Below are 19,242 nucleotides of genomic sequence, written 5' to 3' on the forward strand. Positions count from 1 at the left end.
TTGGGCGACATCCCCGACGAACGGCACGATGCGGCCGTCACCGCGGGCCAGTTCGTTGACCGCCGGGTGGATGTCCTCGGCCACGACCGCGGCTCCGCGCGCCTCCAGCAAGAGCGCCGTGGCCCGACCGATGCCGCTCGCTGCGCCGGTGACGATCGCGACCCTGCCTTCGAGATCACGCTGCAGATCTTCGGTCTTGCTCATGTTCTTCTCCCGAGAGCGTTGTGCGTGTGCTCTCCAGTCTCTCCTGGTAACATCCAGGAAGATCGCAAGGCCCAGGAGCCAGGGGTTCCGACCTCCTCAGAGAGCGTGTTTCGAGCTCCACCAGATTCGTACTGCGCCACGCCCGCCGGGAGGCGCCGCCCTCAGGGACTTGCTATCCTCGGGGCATGACCGCATCCGGGCCGAAGGCTGCCCGTCCCGCGACCTTGGAGGATCTCCTTGCGATCCCGGAGGAGGAGCGGCGCCACGAGCTCATCGAGGGCGGCATCGTCGAGAAGGGGGCCGCGACCGGCGAGCACGGCGCCGTGCAGCGCAAGCTCTCCGCCTACGTCGACCCCTACGATCAGCGCCCCGGCGGGCGCAGGCCCGGAGGATGGTGGTTCGCCACCGAGGTCGATGTCCACTTCGACGCCGCGAACACCGTCCGCCCCGACGTGGTCGGCTGGCGACGAGACCGCGTCTCGGAGCGCCCGCGCGGTATCCCGATCATGGTGCGCCCCGATTGGATCTGCGAGATCCTCTCGACGAACAAGCGGAACGATCTCATCAAGAAGAAGCGCGTCTATCACCGGCACCAGGTTCCGCACACCTGGATCATCGACCCCGAGGAAGAGACCCTGGCCGTCCACCGCTGGACGCAGGAAGGCTACGTCGAGATCCTCGCCGCGGAGCGCGGCGAGCAGGTCCGGGCCGAGCCTTTCGAGACGACTCCGCTGCAGGTCGGCGTGCTCTTCGGCGACGACGAAGACGACGAGCCCGCGCGGGAACCCTGGGCTCCATGAGGACATGGGTCGATGACCCGACTCACGGCTCGCCGCCCTGCACACCGTCGGCGGCCATGCCACCGATGAGGACGAGGGCGAGCATGTCGTTCGGTGAGAGATCCCGGTGCGTCGCTTGGGGATGACGCGGATCAGGAGGACGAGGGCGAGATAGACGAGCGTCGTGCGCAGGGCGATCTCCCAGAGGGGCTTGGAAAAACCAAAGAACCCTTCCATGGGCGTCCTCCCGCCGGCACGGCCACGCGCGTCAGCGCGCGGAATGGAAGCGCCGAGACAGCTGGCGAACCTCTTCCGCGAGGCTCTGGATAGGACCCTCCACGGGCAGCCCCGGGACGATATCGTGGATCGGCAGGCATCGGACCGGAGGCGACGGAAGGCCCCACTCGGCGAGCCAGCCGGCCAGCTGTGCCGAAGAGCTCGCGTACACGATGCGGCCGAGCCGGACCCAGCCATGGGCCGCGGCGCACATGGGACAGTGCTCGGTCGAGGTGAAGACCGTCGCCGCGGCTCGCTCGTCGGGGGCGAGGTTCGCAGCCGCCCAGCGCGCCAGCGCGAGCTCCGGATGGCAGGTCGGATCGCCGCCGCCCACGCGGTTGTGATCCTCGGCGAGGACCGTTCCATCCGCCGCGACGAGCACGGAGCCGAACGGCTCGTTGCCGGTGTCCAGCGCCAGCGCCGCGAGCTCGATGCAGCGGTGCAGGTGTCTCATCTCGGTCGTGCTCGGCATGGTCGTCTCCTTCGGGGGTACGGGCGTGCTGCTTCGTTCGCGCCGGAGGGGCCCTCGCAAGAAAGGGACCGCTCCAGGCCATCGGTGAATGCGTGCTCGGCCCGCCACCGCAGACCGCCGAGCCCCCCGACCACGGGCAGCCGGCGCGATCCCGCTACTCACCGCCGTCGCCGCCGCGCGCCGACGCCACGAGCTCCTCCACGAAGCGCGACGCCGGCCGGGCGGCCAGCTCCTCCCACGTCCCGGCCTGCGTCACGCGCCCCGCCTCGAGGACCGCGATGCGCTGCCCGAGGAGCCGCGCGTCCGCGGCGTCGTGCGTGACGACGATCGTCGGAAGGGCGAGCGCCCGCAGGTAGTCGGCGAGGAACGCCCGGACCTCGCGGCGGGAATGGACGTCCAGCGCCGCGAGCGGCTCGTCGAGCAGCAGCGCGCGCGGGCCCACGGAGAGCGCGCGCGCGAGGGCCACGCGCTGCTGCTCGCCCCCGGAGAGCGCCTGCGTCCGGCGATGGGCGAGCGCGGCGATGCCGAGCTCGTGGAGCATCGCGTCCACGCGCTCGGCGCGGGCCGCCCCCCTCCGCCGCGAGGCCGCGCTCCTCACCGCGAACTCGACGTTCTCACGCACGCTGAGGTGCGGAAACAGCGCATAATCCTGCGGCACATAGCCGATCCCGCGCTCCTCGACAGGCACGTCGATCCCGGCCCTCGTGTCGAGGAGCACCGCGCCTCCGACCTCCACCCGCCCGCGCTCCACGGGCAGCACGCCGAGGAGCAGCGAGAGCAAGCTCGTCTTCCCGGAGCCATTCGGCCCCACGAGCGCCAGCGCCCCACGCCCGGTCTCGAGCGCCGCGTCGAGGTGCAAACGCCCGATGCGCGCCGTCACGCGCGCGCGCAGGCCCTCCGCCCCGGTCACGGCGTCGCCTCGCGGCGCGCGGCGGGTCGCCGCGCCGCGGCCCGCACGAACAGGAGCAGCGCGAACGCCACGACGACCAGCACCATCGACAGCGCCTGCGCCGCGCGCATGTCCGACTCGAGCGCCGTGTAGATGGCGAGCGGCAGCGTCTGCGTCTGCCCTTGCAGGTTGCCGGCGAACATCAGCGTCGCGCCGAACTCGCCGAGGGAGCGGGCCCAGCTCATCGCCGCCCCCGCGACGAGCCCCGGGGCCGAGAGCGGCAGCGCCACGCGGAAGAACACCCGGAGCGGCGACGCGCCGAAGGTCCGCGCCACGACCACGAGCTTCGCGTCGACCCGCCGGAACGCGCTCGTCGCCGCCTGCACGAAGAACGGCGCCGAGACGAACACCTCGGCCATGACGACCGCCGCCGTCGTGAACGCCACCGACCACCCCTCCGGGTAGAGCCAGCCGGCGAGGAGCCCGCGCCGCCCGAAGGCGAGCAGCATCGCGACCCCCGCGACCGCGGGCGGGATCACGATGGGCAGCTGCACCGCCGTCTCGACCGCGCGCGCGAGGCGCCCGCGCGCGCGCGCGAGCGTCCAGGCGAGCGGCGTTCCCAGGAGCACCACGACGACGAGGCTGGCCGAGGTGGTGACGAGGCTCAGGCGCAGCGCGGGCCACACGAGGGGGTGACGGAGCCCCTGCTCGACGTCCGCCGCCGTGGCCGTCACGAACAGCGCCAGGATCGGGACGGCCAGGAACGCCACGAGGACGCCGCCGACCGCGGCCAGGACGCCCCGCTCCGCGCCGAGGCGGACGCTCACGGGCCCGAGCCGCCCCCGGGAGGCGCCAGGAACCCGGCGCGCCGCAGCGCGCTCTGCCCGGCCTCCGAGCGCACGAGGTCGACCCAGGCGCGCGCGAGCCCGGGGTGCGCGGCGCCGGCCACGACCGCGATCGGGTACTCGGCGAGGACGTTGACCTCGGGCGGGATCGCCACGACGGTCACGCCGTCCTGCGCCGCGTGCGCGTCGGTCCGGTAGACAACGCCGGCCTGCGCCTCTCCGAGGCGCACCTTGGTGAGCACCTGACGCACGTTGAGCTCGCGCGAGACGACCCTGGCCTCCACGCGCGCGCGGAAGTCGGCGCCCAGGGACGCGGACGCGCGATCGAGGATCTGCAGCGTGTAGCGGCCGATCGGGACCTCCGGGGCGCCGAGGACGATGCGGGTCGCCGCGGGGAGATCGGCGAGCCCCCGGATCGTCCCGGCGCTCTCGCGCGCGACGACGAGGACGGGCTCGTTGCGCGCAAAGACGACGGGGTCGACCGCGCGCCCGGACCTCACGAGCTCGTCCATGTGGCGCTGATCGGCCGAGGCGAACACGTCGACCGCGGCGCCGTGCTCCAGCTGCGTGCGGAGCTGCTGCGTGCCGGCGAAGTTGAACGTGACCTCCACGCCGGCGTGCGCGCGCTCGAAGTCCTCGCCCATCGCGGTGAACACCTCCCGGAGGGAGGCGGCGGCGAAGACGACGAGCCTGTCCTCGCGCCCTGGAGGCGCCGGCGCCGAGCGCCCGCAGCCGCAGGCGGCGACGAGGCACGCCGCGAGCACCAGGAGCGGGAAGGCCAGGAGCAGCCGTCCTCGGGCGCGCCGCCTCTGCATGGCGCCTCGGCTCCGCGTCTCCGCGCGTGCCGTCATGCCGCCCAGCGGCCCGCGACGCGCGACGGCGCGGCGCGGCCCGACGCCGCCGGGGCGCCGGTCTCGGCGATGATGTTTGCTCCTCGATCGGCCACGACGCGTGTTCTTTACATCGAGGAACGCATGCTTGTCACCTCGGCCCGCGCGCGTTCGGCCTGCCGGCCGCGGCCAGCAGGGTGGCTCGGCCGGCAGGCCGAACGCGCGCGCCGGGCCCGCTCCCGCTGTGTCGAACCAGCACAGAGGCAGCGATGGAGAGGAAAAGGAGATGGAGAAAGGAGATGGAGATGGAGAGGAGAAGGAGAAGGATCCTCCATGAAGGAGCGAGGCCCCCTGATCCGCTGGCCCCGTCGAGAGCAGGAACTAACCTCGGTCATGCTGACGCGGACGCGCTTCGAGGCCACGGCGAGGATGGGCTACGCCATCTTGACCCTGCTCCTGGCCGTCGGGATGGCGTTCTCGGTGCGGCGGTTCTCGTCCGTGGCAGACGCTCAGAGCGAGCGTCTGAGCGCCAAAGAGCGCGAGATCACGCTCGTGGAGCGGCTCCGGTGGAGCTGCGAGCTCATCGTGTCTCACGGCAGGGGCTACCTCCTTTCCGGAAATCACGATCTCCTCACCGAGGCCGAGGGCGCCAAGGCGCTCTTCCGTGAGACCGTCAGCGCGCTTCGCAGCCGGCCGCTCAGCCCGACGACTCTCCAGCTGCTCGGGGACGTCGAGCGGTCGGCCGAGCGCTTCCTGCGGCTCCAGGAAGATCTGTTCGCCGCCCGGCAACTCTCCGAGGACCCGATGTTGATCGCGCGTCAATTCGAGGAGCTGCAGCCGCTTCGCCATGAAGTCGAGCTCTCCCTCGGGCGTCTCACCGGCTACAAGGAGAGCGTCGTCGAGAGCATCTATGTCGAAGCGAGGGCGGAACGAGCCGGGCTCACGCTGCGGCTGTACAGCCTGCTTGCCTTGCTGGTGTCGGCCAGCCTCGGGATCGCGTGGTACTTCACGAGGCGCCTCGGCGGCTCGTACCACCAGGCGCGGGAGGCGCGCGAGGCCGCGCGCAAGGCGGTGGCGGCCCGCGACGATATCATGGGCATCGTGGCCCATGACCTGCGCAACCCGCTCAGCGCCATCACGCTGAAGGCCGCGCGGCTGCGAAGGACAGCGGACTCCGAGAGCGTACGGCGGCAAGCGGAGTCGATCGAGCACGTCGCCAAGCGGATGGAGCACCTCATCAGGACCATGCTCGACGCGGTGACGATGGAAGCCTACAAGTTCTCCGTGACGCCGGCGCCGTGCGCGGTGGACGAGCTCCTGCGCGAGACCCTGGAGATGTTCGGGCCCCTCGCCGAATCCAGGCAGGTCCGGTTCGAGCAGCGCGTGAACGAGCCCGATCTCGTGATCTGCGCGGAGCGGGAGCGCGTGCTCCAGGTGCTCTCGAACCTCCTCGGGAACGCGCTGAAGTTCACGCCCCGGGGCGGTCGCATGACCCTCTCGGTCGACCGGGAGGGGGCGATGGCCCGCTTCGCTGTCGTCGATGCGGGGCCGGGGATACCCCCCGAGAACCTCGCGAGCATCTTCGAGCGGTTCTGGAAGGTGGAGGCGTCGGGGCAGGGGGGCACCGGGCTGGGGCTCTACATCGCCAAGGGGATCGTCGATGCGCACGGAGGCCGCATCTGGGCGGAGAGCGAGGTCGGGCGCGGCGCCCGGTTCTACTTCACGCTCCCGGTCGCCGAGCCGGCCGCGCACCAGGCCCCCGCCGCGGAGGAGGTCCCCGTGCTCTCGGCAGGAATCGACCCGCGTCGAGGCGGATGAGGCGCCCGTCGCGACAGCCGTCTTCTCCCGGGGGCCCGGCGCTTCATGGCCGCTCGCCGGCCGGCGCGTCCTCACGGATCCGCGCGTAGAGCAGGACGTCGCCCACCCGCCCGTCCTTCACCACGTGGCGGCGCATCCGCGCCTCGAACGTGTAACCCGCCTTCTCGAGCACGCGGGCCGACGCGCGGTTCCAGTCGAAGACCCCCGCCTGGATGCGCTCGAGGCCGAGCTGATCGAGCCCGACCCGCGTCAGCGCGATCACCGCCTCGGTGGCCAGCCCTCGGCCCCAGTGGGCCGCGCCGAGCCAGTAGCCGAGCTCGGCGGTGCGGCGGTGCACGTCGTCGAGGCGCTCGAGCCCGATCGCGCCGGCCGCCTCCCCGTCGACCACGATCGCCAGCGCCTCGGCGGGCTGCGCGCGCGAGGCGCACAGCGCGACCCAGCCCTCGGCGTCGGCGCGCGTGTACGGGTGCGGGAAGCGATCCCGGACGTTCGCCCAGATGCGGCGGTCGTTCGCGTTCTTCACGAGGGCGTCGACGTCGGCCAGGGTCCAGGGGCGGAGCGTGAACGAGGGCGTCTCGAGGATCATGGGGTCGCTTCCTCCGGTCGAGCCTCGCCGGCCCGAGCGTCCGATCGATCGAAGAGCTTCACGAGCATCTCGGTCCCGAGGCCGGTCGCGACCATGCGCTCGCGGCGGTTCGAGAGCAGCGCGCCGAGCCACGGCACCGCGCCCCCGTCCCCGAGCGGGAGCTCGAGGCCGTCGTCCCGCCGGACGACGAGCTGGACGAACGGCCCGGCGTAGTAACCAAGCCCCTGCAACCGCGCGAGATCGTGGACGATCTCGACCTCCGGCCGCGCGCGCGAGAGCGGCTCGCCCACCTCGGCGACCCAGCGCTCGGCGCGCGCGACGAGCTCCGGACCGAGGCCGAGCGAGCGCACGGCGCCCGCGTAGTCCGCCGCGGCGCGCGGCAGGTCGACGGAGGCCTCGCGCAGGGCCGCCTCCGACGACCCGGGCTCGTGCGCCTTCGCCCGCTGCGCCAGCGCGTCCGCGTCGAGGCCGCGCGCGCCGAGGCACGCCCGGACCACGGCCGTGTCGGAGAGGATCACGCGCAGGCCCGCCGCGCGGAAGCCGGCGGACGGCAGCGCGCGGACCAGGTCGGCCCAGACGAGGAGGTGCTCGAGCAGGGCGCGCCGCTCGCACGCGTCGTCCTCACCCCGGCCCGGCGAGCGGGCCGCGGTCACGAGGGCGAACAGGCGGAAGTGGGGCGTGAAGCCCGGGTGCTTCGTGGGCTGCATGCGCAGCACGCGCTGGCTCGCGCAGAAGCGCAGCGGCTCGCCGCGCCGGGTCTCGCGCCGGCGCCGCGCCGCGTGCAGCGCGAGCCCCGTGGTCGGGTCCGCGGCGACCTCGGCGAAGCGCACCGTCGCGAGCACGTTGTTCGGCTCGACGCCCGCGCACGCCGTGGCGCCGAGCGGCCCGACCGGCGCGAGATCCACCGCCTCGAACCCCGCCGCCGCCGCGTACGCCGCCGCGTCGAAGGCGTGGATCCGCCGGGCGTCCGCGCCCGAGGCGTGGGTCATCGGCGCGCGCTCGGCGTGATCGAGGACCTCGGCGAAGCTCCGCCGGAGCGCGCGTTGGCGCAGGCAGTGGAGCAGGAGCGTGGTCAGCTCGTTGCCCGGGAGGCCCTCCGCGAGGAGCCGATCGAGCGGCTCGCCGGCGTGCGTCTCGGCCGCGCGGCGCGCGATGCGCGACGACAGCTCGCCCGTCCTGCCGTCGGCGAGCGCCCGCGGCTTTCGGGCGGTGGCCTGCTCCGGGCGAGCGGTGGCCCGTGTCGTGAGGTCGTCGGCGGTGGGCATGGCGGGCTCCTCGTCGACACCGTGCCGCGGATCTGGCACCCTGGAAAGTGCCACGGTAGCCGGCTTCGATGGTGCCAGCGTCCTCCGCCCCGCACGCCGCCCACGCCTTCCTCCGCCTGCAGCGCGGCGCGCCGGCGACGCTGGCGGCCCAGCTGGTCGAGCAGCTGCGCCGCGCCGTGCTCGAGGGCGTCCTCCAGCCCGATCACCTGCTCCCGTCGTCGCGTGAGCTCGCGCGGGAGCTCGGCGTGTCGCGCAACACCGCCGTGGCCGCGTACGAGGCGCTGGCCGCGGACGGCACGATCGTGGTCCGCCCTCGCCGGGCGCCTGTCGTCGCCCACGTGCCGGCGCGCGCGGGGGGGCAGGGCGCCGCCCGCGTCCAGCCCGCGGCGGCCCCGCCGCGCCTGTCCAGGAGCGCGCGGCGGCTCGCGGCGGTGGTGCCCCCCGACCGGCTCGACGCGCTCCTCGACAGCCGCGCGCGCTCGCGCCCGTTCGGCGTCGGCCTGCCGGACCTCGAGCTCCTCCCGTGGCGCATCCTCGAGCGATGCCTCGCGCGCCGCTTCCGCTCGATGTCGGCCGAAGGCGCGCTCCACCACGATCCGCGGGGCGCGCCGCTGCTCCGGCGCGCGGTGCTCCACCACGTCGCGGTGGCCCGCGGCGTGCGCGCGACGGTCGACCAGGTCTTCATCACGGAGGGCTCCCAGGGCGCGCTGGACCTCTGCTGCCGCTCGCTGCTCGACCCGGGCGACGCCGCGTGGGTGGAGGACCCGGGGCCGCTCGCCCTCCGCGCGGCGGTGCGCATGGCGGGCGCCCGGCTGGTCGCGGTCCCGGTGGACGAGGACGGGCTGCGCGTGCACGTCGGCGCGCGCCGGGCGCCGCGCGCGCGGGTCGCGTTCGTGTCGCCGGCCTACGCGTTCCCCTCCGGGGCGCGGCTGACGCTTCCGCGGCGCCTCGAGCTCCTGTCCTGGGCCGGCAAGGCGGGGGCGGTGATCGTCGAGATCGACTACGAGGGCGAGCTGCGGTTCGACGGCTCGCCGCTGCCCTCGCTCCTCGGCCTCGACATCGAGGGCGTGACGGACCGCGTGATCCACGTGGGGACCTTCAGCCGTTCGCTGTTCCCGGGCCTGCGCCTCGGCTTCATGATCGTGCCGCCGGCGCTTGTGCGCGCCGTGGCCCAGGTGCGCGCGGCGTCGACGCGCTCCCCGCCCTATCTGCTGCAGGCCGCGCTCGCCGATTTCATCGACGAGGGGCACTTCGCGCGCCACCTCCGGAAGCTGAAGCAGGCGACGCGGCGCCGCCGCGATCTCTTGCTCGCGGAGCTCGGGCTCGTGCTGCCGGGCGCGCTGCGGGCGCGCGCCCCCGCGGGGGGCTCGGTGCTGACGCTCGATCTGCCGGCGGGCTCGGACGACGTCGCCGTCGTGCGGGCGCTGGCGGCGCGGGGCGTGGACGCGCTGCCGCTCTCGCGCAGCGCGGGGGGGTCGCGCTCCGGGACGCCGTGCGCGCCCGGGCTCATCCTGGGGTTCGGGGCGCACGCGGAGCCCGCGCTCCTGGACGCGGCGCGGACGCTCGCGGCCGTGGTGAGCGAGGCGATCGGCGCGGGCGAGCGGCGCTGACGCGAGGGCGTCCCGGCGGGGCTCAGCGGCCGCCGGCGATGTCCAGGAGGGAGCCGGTGCAGTAGGAGGACTCGCTGGAGGCGAGCCACAGGATGGCGTGCGCGACCTCCTCGGGGCTGCCGGCGCGGCCCAGCGGCAGGCTCGCCTGGAGCCGCTCGACGCGCCCTGGATCGCCGCCGCTCGCGTGGATGTCGGTCGCGATGATCCCGGGTCGCACGGCGTTGACCCGGATGCCCTCCGCGGCGACCTCCTTGGCGAGGCCGATCGTGAGCGTGTCGACGGCGGCCTTCGAGGCGGCGTAGTCGATGTACTCGCCCGGGGAGCCGAGCTGCGACGCCCTCGACGAGACGTTCACGATGACGCCTCCCGCGCCGCCGCGGCGCGTGGACATGCGCCGGACCGCCTCGCGCGCGCGCAGGTAGCTCACCGCGACCGTGTAGCCTCGGCTCGCGGCGAGCAGCGCCGTGGCGGCGCCGATCCCGCGGCTGCCGCCCGTGACGATCATGATCCCGGCCATGGGGCGGGAGGATAACCCGGGCGCTGGGGAGGCCGGCGCATCGCCGGGGTCGCCGGGGTCGTCGGCGCGCTAGACTCGTGTCCGGCCGCCGTCTCCGGGCGCGCGCGCCGCGCCGGATGTTCCGATGGCCCTGATCCGCCCGTACGCCGCTGCTGTCCTCGCCGTCCTATCGTCCGCGTGCGCCGGCCGGGCCGCGACGGCACCGCCGATGACGGCACCGCCGGTCGATTCGGCCCCTCCGCCGGCCGGACCGGCCGCTCCTCCGGAACGCGCGCCTCGGGCCCGTGCGCCCGAGGCGCGGCCTGGCGAGATCACGGCCGGGATCGCGGAGCCTGCCTGGGTGCCGCCGATCGTGCACACCCTGGCCATGTTCACGGTGACCCGCAGCGTGGAAGCGGTGTTGTGGCCCGAGCCGTTCGCCGACTTTCGCCCGGAGCGCTGGGGATACCACTATGGCGAGGCGCTCACGAAGCCGCCGCTCTTCGACGCCGCTCAGCCCGCCTTCCGGTGGGATCACGACCCGTGGCCGATCAACGTGATCGGTCATGGCCTGCTCGGGAGCGAGATCTACTTCAGGGCGCGGAGCTGCCGCTTCGGCGCGCCGGCCGCGGTCGCCTTCGCCATCGCCGGCACCCACCTCTGGGAGTACGGCTACGAGGCCAACGGCGTCCGCCCGTCGGCGCTCGATCTCGTCTACACGCCGCTCGCCGGGGCGCTCCTCGGCGAGCTCCGCTATGCGACGTGGCGCGCGGCCGGGGGCATCGAGAGCGCACCGGCGCGCGTGCTCGTGCGCGCGCTCATGGATCCATTCGGCGAGATCGAGCGGGGCGCCGGGGTCTTCGACTGCTAGCTCCGCGCGTGAGAAACTCCGCCAGAAACCATAGCGAGCAGCCCCAGCACCAGGGCCACGATGGCCCCGGCTCGCCCGTCGCCGGTGCCGATACGACCGACGGAGCGGGCCACTCCGCCGCTGAGCGGCCGCCGCTCTAGGGCGAAGTCGACACGTAGCGCGGCTGCATCGGGCTCAAGCTGCCGATCGTGGACGCAATGGGCGGATACAGCCGCAGGTACTCCTGCTCTTCCTGGTGGCACTGACGCGAGAGCGCCTCGCAGGTCGACGGTTGGTCCCTGCATCGCTCGTTGGCCCGCGCTTCACACGACGCGCGCGGGTTCTGCGGACGCCACACCTCGACGAACAGCGAGGACGGGGCCGCTCCGCCGGTGAGCTGCTGCAAGAAATCTCGCCGCACGATGAGCACGCGCTTGCCGTTCTCGAGCTTGAGGGCCGCGTTCAGCTTCTGCTGCAGCGCCTCCTGCAAGCCTGGCCCGAAGCGCGCGGCGGACCTCTCAATCTCGCGTTCACCCCGAGACTCGATCAGGCCGAACACCGCATCCTCGAGCGGCCGAGGCAGAGCCCCGATACCCAGCAGGAGGGGAGCCCCAAAGTCCCAAGCGGCGCTCCCCTCGACGATGCGCGACACGCTGTCCCCGCTGAACAGGGCCGTGACCGACTTGGCCACGGTCGAGCTGAAGCCGGTCGCGAACGTCACGACGGGAGTGATCGGACTGACGCCTGACACCCGCAGATCGAGGTTGGTGTTTCTGAGCGCGGTCGCCACGGCGACCCTGGGCTCCAGGGTGATGGCGTAGTCTCCGTTATCTCGGAGCCCGAACTTGGGATTCAGATCCAGGCCCAGCACGATGTCTGCCGTGGTCGCCAAGCTGCCACGCAGGCTGTAGCTGTCGCTCCCCGACTTGTTGCAGGAGCCGAGGACCCTGTAGCCGAACGTCTGGTTGACATCGATCTTTGCGGAGTACTCGACAGGCAACGACAGCTTGATGGCCAGCGGTCGAGTCAGCGAGTTGCCCGTGATGTCCAGGCTAGCAGAGCTCTTGAGGAGCGCCGTGTAAGAGGCGTGCCGCTGTTCGGCCCTCACCGTACACGAGTGTCCGGTGTCGATCTTTCTGTCCGTCGGATCATCGAGCTTGAAGAGAATCCCGTTGCTGTCGATGGTGATGCCTCTGGCGTCGAGCTCCGAGTTCACGCGATTCAGGGCCATCTCGCATAGCGATCGGACTTCTTGAGTGCCCGTGTCACAATTGATGATCCCGGGAGCGATCAGGTGCTGTTCGGCGACGCCGACATCGCTCTCCGAGTCCTCCTCTCCTGCCCAATAACCTTCGTCCTCAACTGCCGCGGTGCAACTGATCAGCAGCGGCAGCAGGGCGGCCAAACCAATGATCTTATTCATGATTCGTGTGTGTTCTCCTAAGCAAACTTCCCGCCAGGCGCGGCCCAGATCGAGCCGCGCCCCGAAGCCGGTGGCAAGCGATCCAAGCAGCGCCAGCCTCGATGCAGGCGGAAGAGTGTTCGATGCGAGCGCGACCGTCAAGCTCCGGCGAACAAAAGCCCATCGACTGAATCTTGCGTTCAATTGTGAAGAGATGCCCGTTTACGCCGAGCGTGCGACAGGCTCGTCGAGGCGCTGCGAGCGCCTCGATTGGACAGCTGTCAACTCGCGTTCACGGCCCGCGCGGCGGGATGAACGACGGGATGCGCCGATCGAGGCGAGCTCGCCTGCCGTAGGAGCGGCGACGCGTCGGCCGAGCGTCGCTTGCGCTGCCCTTGCGCTCCGCAGGCCGCTTCGGTGGGTGAAAGACGGACGCGCGCACCGCGGGCTGGGCTCAAAAAGCGCCGACTTCGCCGAGCAGCGTCCCGTTCTCGATCAGGTACACATGGCCCCGACGGGTCGACTCGGCCGTCTCCCAGCGCGATTCGACGGAGAGAGCGAAGGCGCCGACGCACCCCGTGCAGCTGCCCCCCGATCCACCGCCGGCGTACACGTCCTCCACACCGAGGGGGCCTCGGGTCGGTGAGGTCATGGTCCACGGTCGGACCAGCCGTCTCCGGGGGGAGTTGCAGGGACCGGAGGCGATCCTCCCCGGTCTGTCCCCCAGCGTGCGTGCACCCCATGTGCAGCCCCGCCAAGAGCCAGCAAGTCGTACGTTCATCGAGGCCTCCTTGGCATCCACTTGCCGCAGCGCAGGAGCCAGCGCAAGCGTCGCGTGGCGCAGCTACGCATTATCTATCGTTCCGAAGTGCTGTCGTAGATGCATATATGCGATACAAGAGGTCGCAATATGATGAAATCGCAATGGATTTCTGCCGGGCGCTCCGGGGCCGGTGCTCGCAGCGGCAACTGAGCGTCACCGGCAGCCCGAGCAGCCGCCCTTTCGCCTCGTGAACGACCTGCCCACCAGCTCTTCACCGAGGAGCTGGGACTGCCCGCGTCCGCATTTCAGGTCACGAACTCCGTGCCCTGCCTGCCGGCCGGCTCCGGCGGAAAGTACCCTGTGCGCGTCTTGCAGACCCGCAACTGCTCGGGGAACCTCCAGCGGCAGATCGCGGTCCTGCGGCCAAAGGTGGTCGCGCCTGTGGGGGTGCAGCTCTGGCCGCCACTCGGATTGTCGAGCCGTCCCTGGCCGGATTTCTGGCGCACGGAGCTCGACCCGGCGCACGGCCGGACGAGGAGGGCGCGGTCCATCGACGCCCCTGCTATCCTGCCTGGAATGACTATCCGGCACAGAGCCCTCTGGGGGCGAGGTCACCTGCTCGTCATCGTGGGCTCCGAAGGGCACGTGCTGCGCTCGGAGGATCGCGGCCAGCGCTGGAGAAGGATGCAAACGCCCGTCCGCCAGGACCTGAGCGCGCTCGCAGGCGCCGGCCCGGCGCTGATCGCCGCCGGCCAGAGCGGCACCCTGGTGTCCTCGATCGACGAGGGGCAGCGCTGGTCCGACGTGAGCTGCGGCGCGGAGGCCGACCTGCGCGGCGTCGCCCTGCGCGACGACGGCGAGGCCATCGCCGTGGGGCTCGGCGGGACGGTGCTCCGCTCGCGCGATCATGGCCGGACCTGGGAAGCCGGGCCGAGGCTCGACGACCTCTGCCTGGAGGCCGCTGCCATGGACGCCGAGGGCCGCTTCCTCGCGCTCGCGCTCGAAGGAGAGCTCGCCACCCTGCAAGGAGCGACATGGGCGCGCCACAAGGTCCCCGGCCGGTCTCCGCGGGCGCTCTGCGCGCGCGGAGGGATCGTGGCCGTGGGCGACGGCGACGGTCATGTCCACACGAGCCGGGACGGGGGCGCCTCGTGGGAGTCGCGCTCGACCGGGAGCGGGCGCTCCATCCAGGCGCTGTGGCTCGGCTCCGCCGGCCGGATGATCGCGGCCGGCGACAGCGGCTTCCTGGCGGTCAGCGACGACGAGGGCCGCACCTGGGCGCGCCCATCGATGAAGTCCGATCAGCAGCGGTACGCGGTGTGGAGCGACGACCAGGCTTCGATCTGGTGCGTGGGGACTGGCCCCGCCTTCCGGTCCATCGACGGCGGCAAGACCTTCGCCAAGGTGCCAGTCCAGGCAGGGGACGCGCCGCTCGAGGGCCCGTGGGAGAAGGTGCCTCTCCGGGGGAAATTCCGGGGACTCTGGGTCGAGGGATCCGGGAGGGTCGTGCTTGTGGGCGACGGGGGGAGCGCCGCGTGGACCCGCGATGGTGGCCAGACCTGGGAGCGGAGCGCCGAGGAGGGCGCCGGCTCGCTGATCGCCGTGTGGGGTCGCGGCGAGGAGATCCTGGCTGTCGGCGAGGGCGTCGCGCAGATCCGGTCCAGGGACGGCGGACATCGCTGGATCGACGTGACGGGCACGCCCGGCGGCTCCTCGGTGCACGGTCAGGGCGCAGGGAGAGCGTTCGCCGTCCTCGATGGCCGGGTCTGCCGCCTCAGCGCGGACGGATACCGATGGATCGCGCTGGAGACCCCGCCCGAGCCGCGCCTCGGCGCCGTCTGGGCAGGGCCGGAGCAGCTCGCCGTGGCGGTGGGCCGCGGCGGCGCCATCGTCCGCACGGCCGATGACGGCGCCACGTGGGAAGCTGTCGAGAGCGGCAGCACGCGTGATCTGTCGGCGATCTGGGGCAGGGGCGACGAGCTCTTCGCGGTCGGCGGAATGACCCTCAGCGACGTGCTGCGCTCCCGGGACGGCGGCGCGACCTGGGAGGTGCTGGCTCAGGTCTCCGGCAGCCTCAGGAGCGTCTGGGGAGACGAGGCCGGGACGCTCTGGGCGTGCGGCCTCGATGGAGTTCTCCTGCGCTCGACGGATGGCGGCTGGACCTGGCGAGGCGAGGCGTCCGGCGCCTGGAGCACCCTGTTCGAGGTGCGCGGGAGCGGAGCCGAGATGTGGGCGCTGGGAGAGAACCTCTTGCTGCGCCGGCGTCATGACGACGCGCACCTTCCCGGCGGTGCCGCAGAGAGCGCGGTGAGAGGTGCCTGACGCTGCGGTCGCATCGCGACCTCCTGGGTTCTCATGAGCGAGCCGAGCGAGCGCCAGCCGGTGCGCGTGATCCCCGTCGATGACTACCCATGCCCGCGACGGCATCGGCTGCTAGAACCCGGCGCGTGAATCCCCCGCCGATCGAGCGCCTCCGCGAGCTCTTCGCCAAGGTTGACGCGTTCTTCTCGAGCGCGAGCGCGCGCCACGGCGGGCGGATGGCCTGCGCGTCGGGGTGCAGCGACTGCTGCCGGCGGCGATTCTCGGTGACGTCGATCGAGGCCGACGCCATCCGCGAGGCGCTCGCGGCGCTCCCGGAGGCCGACCGCGCGGCGCTCGCCGGGCGCGCGCGGGCGGGCGACCCCGGCGTGTGCCCGGCGCTCGACGGGGAGGGGCGGTGCGCGATCTACGCGGCGCGGCCGCTCATCTGCCGCACCCACGGCCTGCCCATCCGGTTCGCGCCGGCCGGCGGGCGAGCACTGCCGGTCATCGACGCCTGCCCGAGGAACTTCGTTGGAGAGGACCTCCAGGCCATCGAGGCATCGTCGGTCCTGGACCAGACGACGCTCTCGACGGTGCTGGCCGCCCTCGACATGGCCCACGCCGACGCGGCCGGGCGGCCGCGAGGGCAGCGCGCCGCGATCGCCGCGCTGCTCTCGGGCGAGGGCTGACGCGTGCGCTTCGTGGCGCCCGCGCGGCACGAGCCATCCTGGCGCGAGGGCACCGAGCAGGTTGAAAGGCGATGAGCCGAAATCAGCGCTCACTGCGCGAGCTCTGTCCGCGCTGCGCGGGTCGTCGTATAACGTCTTCATGGGGAGCACGAGACCACCGCAGGGAACGTCCGGATCTACCGTGAGGTCAGCGGACTGGTACGCGGCCCTCTTGCAGCGAGCGCCGCTCGGGATCGTCGAGCTCTCCCGCGATCTCGACATCGTCGCCTGGAACGGTGCGGCGGAGCGCCTGCTGGGCTTCGCGCCGGGAGAGGCGATCGGCCGGAGGATCGACGCGCTGGTCGCCGCGCGGGGCGACGCCGCGGCGTGGCGGCGGTTGCTCGAGGAGGACGCCGGCGAGCCCCGGATCTGGGCCCATGTCCGCAAGGACGGGGGCGAGACGCACTGCGAGTGGCTGCACGAGCGCATCGTCGACGAGCAGGGCGAGGTGACCGGCGTCGTGTGCTTCGGGCGAGATGTGACGGCGCGGGTCCAGAAAGAGGCGCGCCACGCCCTCGAGGAGCACCTGCTCCGCACCATCGTGGAGAGCCTCCCGGTCTCGTGCTGGGCAGTCGACGCGGAGGGCACGTTCCTCTACTACGATGGCGCGGCGCTGAAGGTGCTCGGTCTGGCCCCGGGATGGGCTCTCGGGCAGAACGTGTTCGAGCTCTACGCGGGCAAGGACATGACGGCGCTGAGACAGGCCCTGGACGGCGAGGCGTCCCACAACGTCGCGGAGGGGAACGGCCGCACCTGGGAGACCTGGTTCATGCCCGTCCGCTCCGGCGGCGAGACGACCATGGCGGCCGCGTGCGTCTCGATCGACATCTCCGAGAGCCACAGCCGGGAGCAGGAGCTCCAGGACAAGCTGGCGCTCATCGAGGTGCAGCAGCGTGTCATTCGCGATCTGTCGACGCCCATCCTTCAGGTCTGGGACGGGGTGCTGGCGCTGCCGATGATCGGGGTCATCGACAGCGCGAGGACAGCGGAGGTGATGGACAGCCTGCTCGAGGCCGTCGTCCGCACGCAGGCGCGGTGCACCATCCTGGATCTCACCGGCGTCGAGACGGTGGACACCCAGACCGCCAACTACATCATCAAGCTCATCCGCGCCCTCCAGCTGCTCGGCGCCGAGGGCATCATCACGGGGATCCGGCCGACCGTCGCCCAGACGGTCGTGAGCCTCGGGCTCGATCTGCAGAACCTCATCACGCTGTCGAACCTGCAGGCCGGGCTGAAGCACTCCATCCTGCGCCAGCAACGGAGCGCCCCCGCGGGCGAACAAGGCAAGACGATTCGAGGCGCTCAGGGCCAGAGCGCCGCTCGTCCCCGGTGACGGATGAGCCCTCACGCGCGCTGTCCTCCAGGAGAGCATCCGGCGGGAGGGCGACGCGGAGGGCGAGGGCCGGACGTCGCGGATCTCGCTCACCTTCCGGCACATCGGAGGGCAGGGTGCGCGGGAAGGTCGTCATCACCCTGTAACAGGGCGCCTCCTTGCCGTGGCTTGGCGGTCGTGCTGAGGGATGGCTCATGCGCCACCTCGAACCATGGGCTCTGTGCATCACGATCCTCTCTGCCGCTTGCAGCTCCGGCAACGGTTCGCGCGGGGACCCAGGGACGGTCGGGGCCGGCGGGTCCTCGGGCGGCAGCGCGTCCGGCGGCGGTGAAACCGTCGCCGTGAGCTCGGGCAGCGGCGGGACGGGCGGCAGCCCGGTCAGCGCTGGAGGCGGCGGGACGGGCGCCGGCGAGGGCAGCTCGGGAAGCGCGGGAGGGACCCCCGCAGGGCCGGCGCCCTGTGAGCCCCTCGCGACAGGACAGCGGCTCGCGTTCCCTGGGGCCGAGGGGTTCGGCCGCCTGTCGTCAGGCGGGCGCGGCGGGGACGTGTGTCATGTGACCCACCTCGACGATTCGGGCCCAGGCTCCCTCAGGGAATGCGTGAGCGCGGGCAACCGGACGGTCGTGTTCGACGTGAGCGGGTGGATCACGCTCAGCAGCAATCTGGGAATCACGCAGAACAACATCACCATCGCCGGACAGACGGCTCCGGGGGGCGGCGTCGGGGTCCGAGGCAGGAAATTCTCCATCGGGGGCCATAACATCATCGTTCGCTTTCTGCGGGTCCGGCGCGGCATCGTCGCGACCACGGCGAGGGACGACGCGATGACCGTGAGCTCGGCGGCGAGCGATGTGATGATCGACCACTGCTCGGTCGGCTTCGGGACCGACGAGAACTTCTCCATGCCAGGGGACGAAGCCGTGGGGCCGAGGAACCTCACGGTGCAATGGTCGATCGTCGCCTGGGGACTCGCGCGCAACAACCACTCCGCAGGGTCGCTCCTCACCGCGAGCAACGCCACGATCCATCACTCCATTTATGCTTTCAACGGTACGCGCAACCCGAAGGCGCGCTCCGAGGACGGGCGCGTGCTCGACTTCGTCAACAACGTCATCTATGGCTGGAACGCTCCTGATCCGTACGGCGAGTCGCAGGGCTGGAGCATCAGCAAGCACCCGTTCATCATGGCGGACACGGCGAACGGCATGCACTACGCGAACGCCGTCGGCAATTACTTCATTTCCCACGGCGAGCGGACCGCGACCCAGGCGTTCGTGTCGGGGTCGACCAACGCGGATGGGGTCCCCACGTACAACCTCTATTTCGAGGGCAACCTGCTCGACGGTAACGGCAACGGCGTGCTCGACGTATCGAAGGACGACTGGAGCATGGTGGGTACGGCGACGCAGCTGAACGAGCGGCTCGCCGCGCCGCAGGTCTGCACCGACGATGCGCCTCTGGCCTACGAGCGCGTGATGGCCGGGGCTGGCGCGGTGATTCCTGCCCGCGATGAGGTCGATGCCTTGCTCGTGCGACAACTCGGCGAGCAAGGCGGGATCAAGATCCAGGACGAGTCGGACCTCGGCGCGGGCGCCGATGGATACGGTGCGCTCGCCATCGGAGCGCCGATGGCCGACACGGATCGTGATGGCATGCCCGACGCCTGGGAAACGGACCGAAACCTCGACCCGAACGGCGCCGACGACCGGAACGGGGATGACGACGGGGACGGCTACACGAACCTCGAGGAGTACCTCAACGAGCTGGCCGCGCCGGCCTTCCCGTGAGGGGG

General features: G+C 72.1%; 19 protein-coding genes and 1 pseudogene. 8 read left to right on the forward strand and 12 right to left on the reverse strand.

Going from position 1 to position 19,242, the window contains the following annotated elements:
* Positions 1-204: pseudogene (locus tag WMF17_RS06660) on the reverse strand (SDR family NAD(P)-dependent oxidoreductase); the annotation flags it as partial.
* A gap of 185 nt (positions 205-389) precedes the next feature.
* On the opposite strand from WMF17_RS06660, the gene WMF17_RS06665 reads away from it, so the two are divergent.
* Positions 390-1,004: a Uma2 family endonuclease gene (locus WMF17_RS06665; RefSeq protein ID WP_437601113.1), complete on the forward strand. Its 615-nt coding sequence runs from the start codon at positions 390-392 to the stop codon at positions 1,002-1,004.
* 247 nt (positions 1,005-1,251) lie between these two features.
* Here the strand turns inward: WMF17_RS06665 and WMF17_RS06670 are convergent, their stop codons facing one another.
* The 4 genes from WMF17_RS06670 to modA all read right to left on the reverse strand — a co-directional run bounded on the left by WMF17_RS06670 (position 1,252) and on the right by modA (position 4,280).
* Positions 1,252-1,731, reverse strand: coding sequence for a nucleoside deaminase (locus tag WMF17_RS06670; protein WP_437601114.1), 480 nt, complete (start codon positions 1,729-1,731; stop codon positions 1,252-1,254).
* Positions 1,732-1,885: 154 nt separating this feature from the next.
* Positions 1,886-2,641 carry an ABC transporter ATP-binding protein gene (locus tag WMF17_RS06675; RefSeq protein ID WP_437601115.1) on the reverse strand — a complete coding sequence of 252 codons (756 nt, stop codon included), beginning with the start codon at positions 2,639-2,641 and terminating at the stop codon, positions 1,886-1,888.
* A complete protein-coding gene (locus WMF17_RS06680; RefSeq protein WP_437601116.1) occupies positions 2,638-3,447 on the reverse strand; it encodes an ABC transporter permease in 810 nt (269 codons plus the stop codon). The genes WMF17_RS06675 and WMF17_RS06680 overlap by 4 nt, the downstream gene beginning before the upstream one ends.
* Positions 3,444-4,280 (reverse strand): molybdate ABC transporter substrate-binding protein, encoded by an 837-nt coding sequence (gene modA / locus WMF17_RS06685; protein ID WP_437601117.1) that lies wholly within the window; start codon positions 4,278-4,280, stop codon positions 3,444-3,446. Before modA ends, WMF17_RS06680 begins: the two co-directional genes overlap by 4 nt.
* A gap of 408 nt (positions 4,281-4,688) precedes the next feature.
* On the opposite strand from modA, the gene WMF17_RS06690 reads away from it, so the two are divergent.
* The gene (locus WMF17_RS06690; protein ID WP_437601118.1) at positions 4,689-6,113 is read left to right on the forward strand and encodes a sensor histidine kinase; all 1,425 of its coding nucleotides are present in this window, start codon (positions 4,689-4,691) and stop codon (positions 6,111-6,113) included.
* A 43-nt stretch (positions 6,114-6,156) separates the two neighbouring features.
* Here the strand turns inward: WMF17_RS06690 and WMF17_RS06695 are convergent, their stop codons facing one another.
* Positions 6,157-6,699, reverse strand: a complete 543-nt coding sequence (locus tag WMF17_RS06695; protein WP_437601119.1) for a GNAT family N-acetyltransferase — start codon at positions 6,697-6,699, stop codon at positions 6,157-6,159.
* Positions 6,696-7,964: a hypothetical protein gene (locus WMF17_RS06700; protein WP_437601120.1), complete on the reverse strand. Its 1,269-nt coding sequence runs from the start codon at positions 7,962-7,964 to the stop codon at positions 6,696-6,698. The genes WMF17_RS06695 and WMF17_RS06700 overlap by 4 nt, the downstream gene beginning before the upstream one ends.
* Positions 7,965-8,032: 68 nt before the next feature.
* Here WMF17_RS06700 and WMF17_RS06705 point away from each other — a divergent pair, with 68 nt between their 5' ends.
* Positions 8,033-9,574, forward strand: coding sequence for a PLP-dependent aminotransferase family protein (locus tag WMF17_RS06705; protein WP_437648703.1), 1,542 nt, complete (start codon positions 8,033-8,035; stop codon positions 9,572-9,574).
* Between the two features lie 22 nt (positions 9,575-9,596).
* On the opposite strand, the gene WMF17_RS06710 is transcribed toward WMF17_RS06705, so the two are convergent.
* A complete protein-coding gene (locus tag WMF17_RS06710; RefSeq protein WP_437648704.1) occupies positions 9,597-10,091 on the reverse strand; it encodes an SDR family oxidoreductase in 495 nt (164 codons plus the stop codon).
* A gap of 340 nt (positions 10,092-10,431) precedes the next feature.
* Here WMF17_RS06710 and WMF17_RS06715 point away from each other — a divergent pair, with 340 nt between their 5' ends.
* Positions 10,432-10,941, forward strand: coding sequence for a DUF3943 domain-containing protein (locus WMF17_RS06715; protein WP_437601123.1), 510 nt, complete (start codon positions 10,432-10,434; stop codon positions 10,939-10,941).
* Here WMF17_RS06715 and WMF17_RS06720 read toward each other — a convergent pair.
* The 4 genes from WMF17_RS06720 to WMF17_RS06735 form a co-directional block, all read right to left on the reverse strand.
* Positions 10,938-11,183 carry a DUF6223 family protein gene (locus tag WMF17_RS06720; RefSeq protein ID WP_437601124.1) on the reverse strand — a complete coding sequence of 82 codons (246 nt, stop codon included), beginning with the start codon at positions 11,181-11,183 and terminating at the stop codon, positions 10,938-10,940. The two genes, WMF17_RS06715 and WMF17_RS06720, sit on opposite strands and share 4 nt — an antisense overlap.
* Positions 11,078-12,343 (reverse strand): hypothetical protein, encoded by a 1,266-nt coding sequence (locus WMF17_RS06725; protein WP_437648705.1) that lies wholly within the window; start codon positions 12,341-12,343, stop codon positions 11,078-11,080. The genes WMF17_RS06720 and WMF17_RS06725 overlap by 106 nt, the downstream gene beginning before the upstream one ends.
* 433 nt (positions 12,344-12,776) lie before the next feature.
* Complete coding sequence (locus tag WMF17_RS06730; RefSeq protein ID WP_437648706.1) at positions 12,777-12,974, reverse strand: hypothetical protein; 198 nt, start codon at positions 12,972-12,974, stop codon at positions 12,777-12,779.
* A 416-nt stretch (positions 12,975-13,390) separates the two neighbouring features.
* Positions 13,391-13,636: a hypothetical protein gene (locus tag WMF17_RS06735; RefSeq protein WP_437648707.1), complete on the reverse strand. Its 246-nt coding sequence runs from the start codon at positions 13,634-13,636 to the stop codon at positions 13,391-13,393.
* A 25-nt stretch (positions 13,637-13,661) separates the two neighbouring features.
* On the opposite strand from WMF17_RS06735, the gene WMF17_RS06740 reads away from it, so the two are divergent.
* From WMF17_RS06740 to WMF17_RS06755, 4 genes are all read left to right on the forward strand, one after another.
* A complete protein-coding gene (locus WMF17_RS06740; protein ID WP_437648708.1) occupies positions 13,662-15,407 on the forward strand; it encodes a WD40/YVTN/BNR-like repeat-containing protein in 1,746 nt (581 codons plus the stop codon).
* A gap of 125 nt (positions 15,408-15,532) precedes the next feature.
* Positions 15,533-16,075, forward strand: coding sequence for a YkgJ family cysteine cluster protein (locus WMF17_RS06745; RefSeq protein ID WP_437601128.1), 543 nt, complete (start codon positions 15,533-15,535; stop codon positions 16,073-16,075).
* 181 nt (positions 16,076-16,256) lie between these two features.
* Positions 16,257-17,450 (forward strand): PAS domain S-box protein, encoded by a 1,194-nt coding sequence (locus WMF17_RS06750; protein ID WP_437648709.1) that lies wholly within the window; start codon positions 16,257-16,259, stop codon positions 17,448-17,450.
* Between the two features lie 194 nt (positions 17,451-17,644).
* Positions 17,645-19,237 carry a pectate lyase gene (locus WMF17_RS06755; RefSeq protein WP_437601130.1) on the forward strand — a complete coding sequence of 531 codons (1,593 nt, stop codon included), beginning with the start codon at positions 17,645-17,647 and terminating at the stop codon, positions 19,235-19,237.
* Positions 19,238-19,242 lie beyond the last annotated feature (5 nt).

The sequence above is a fragment of the Sorangium sp. So ce362 genome, from assembly GCF_051519845.1.
Taxonomy (GTDB): Bacteria; Myxococcota_A; Polyangia; order Polyangiales; family Polyangiaceae; genus Sorangium.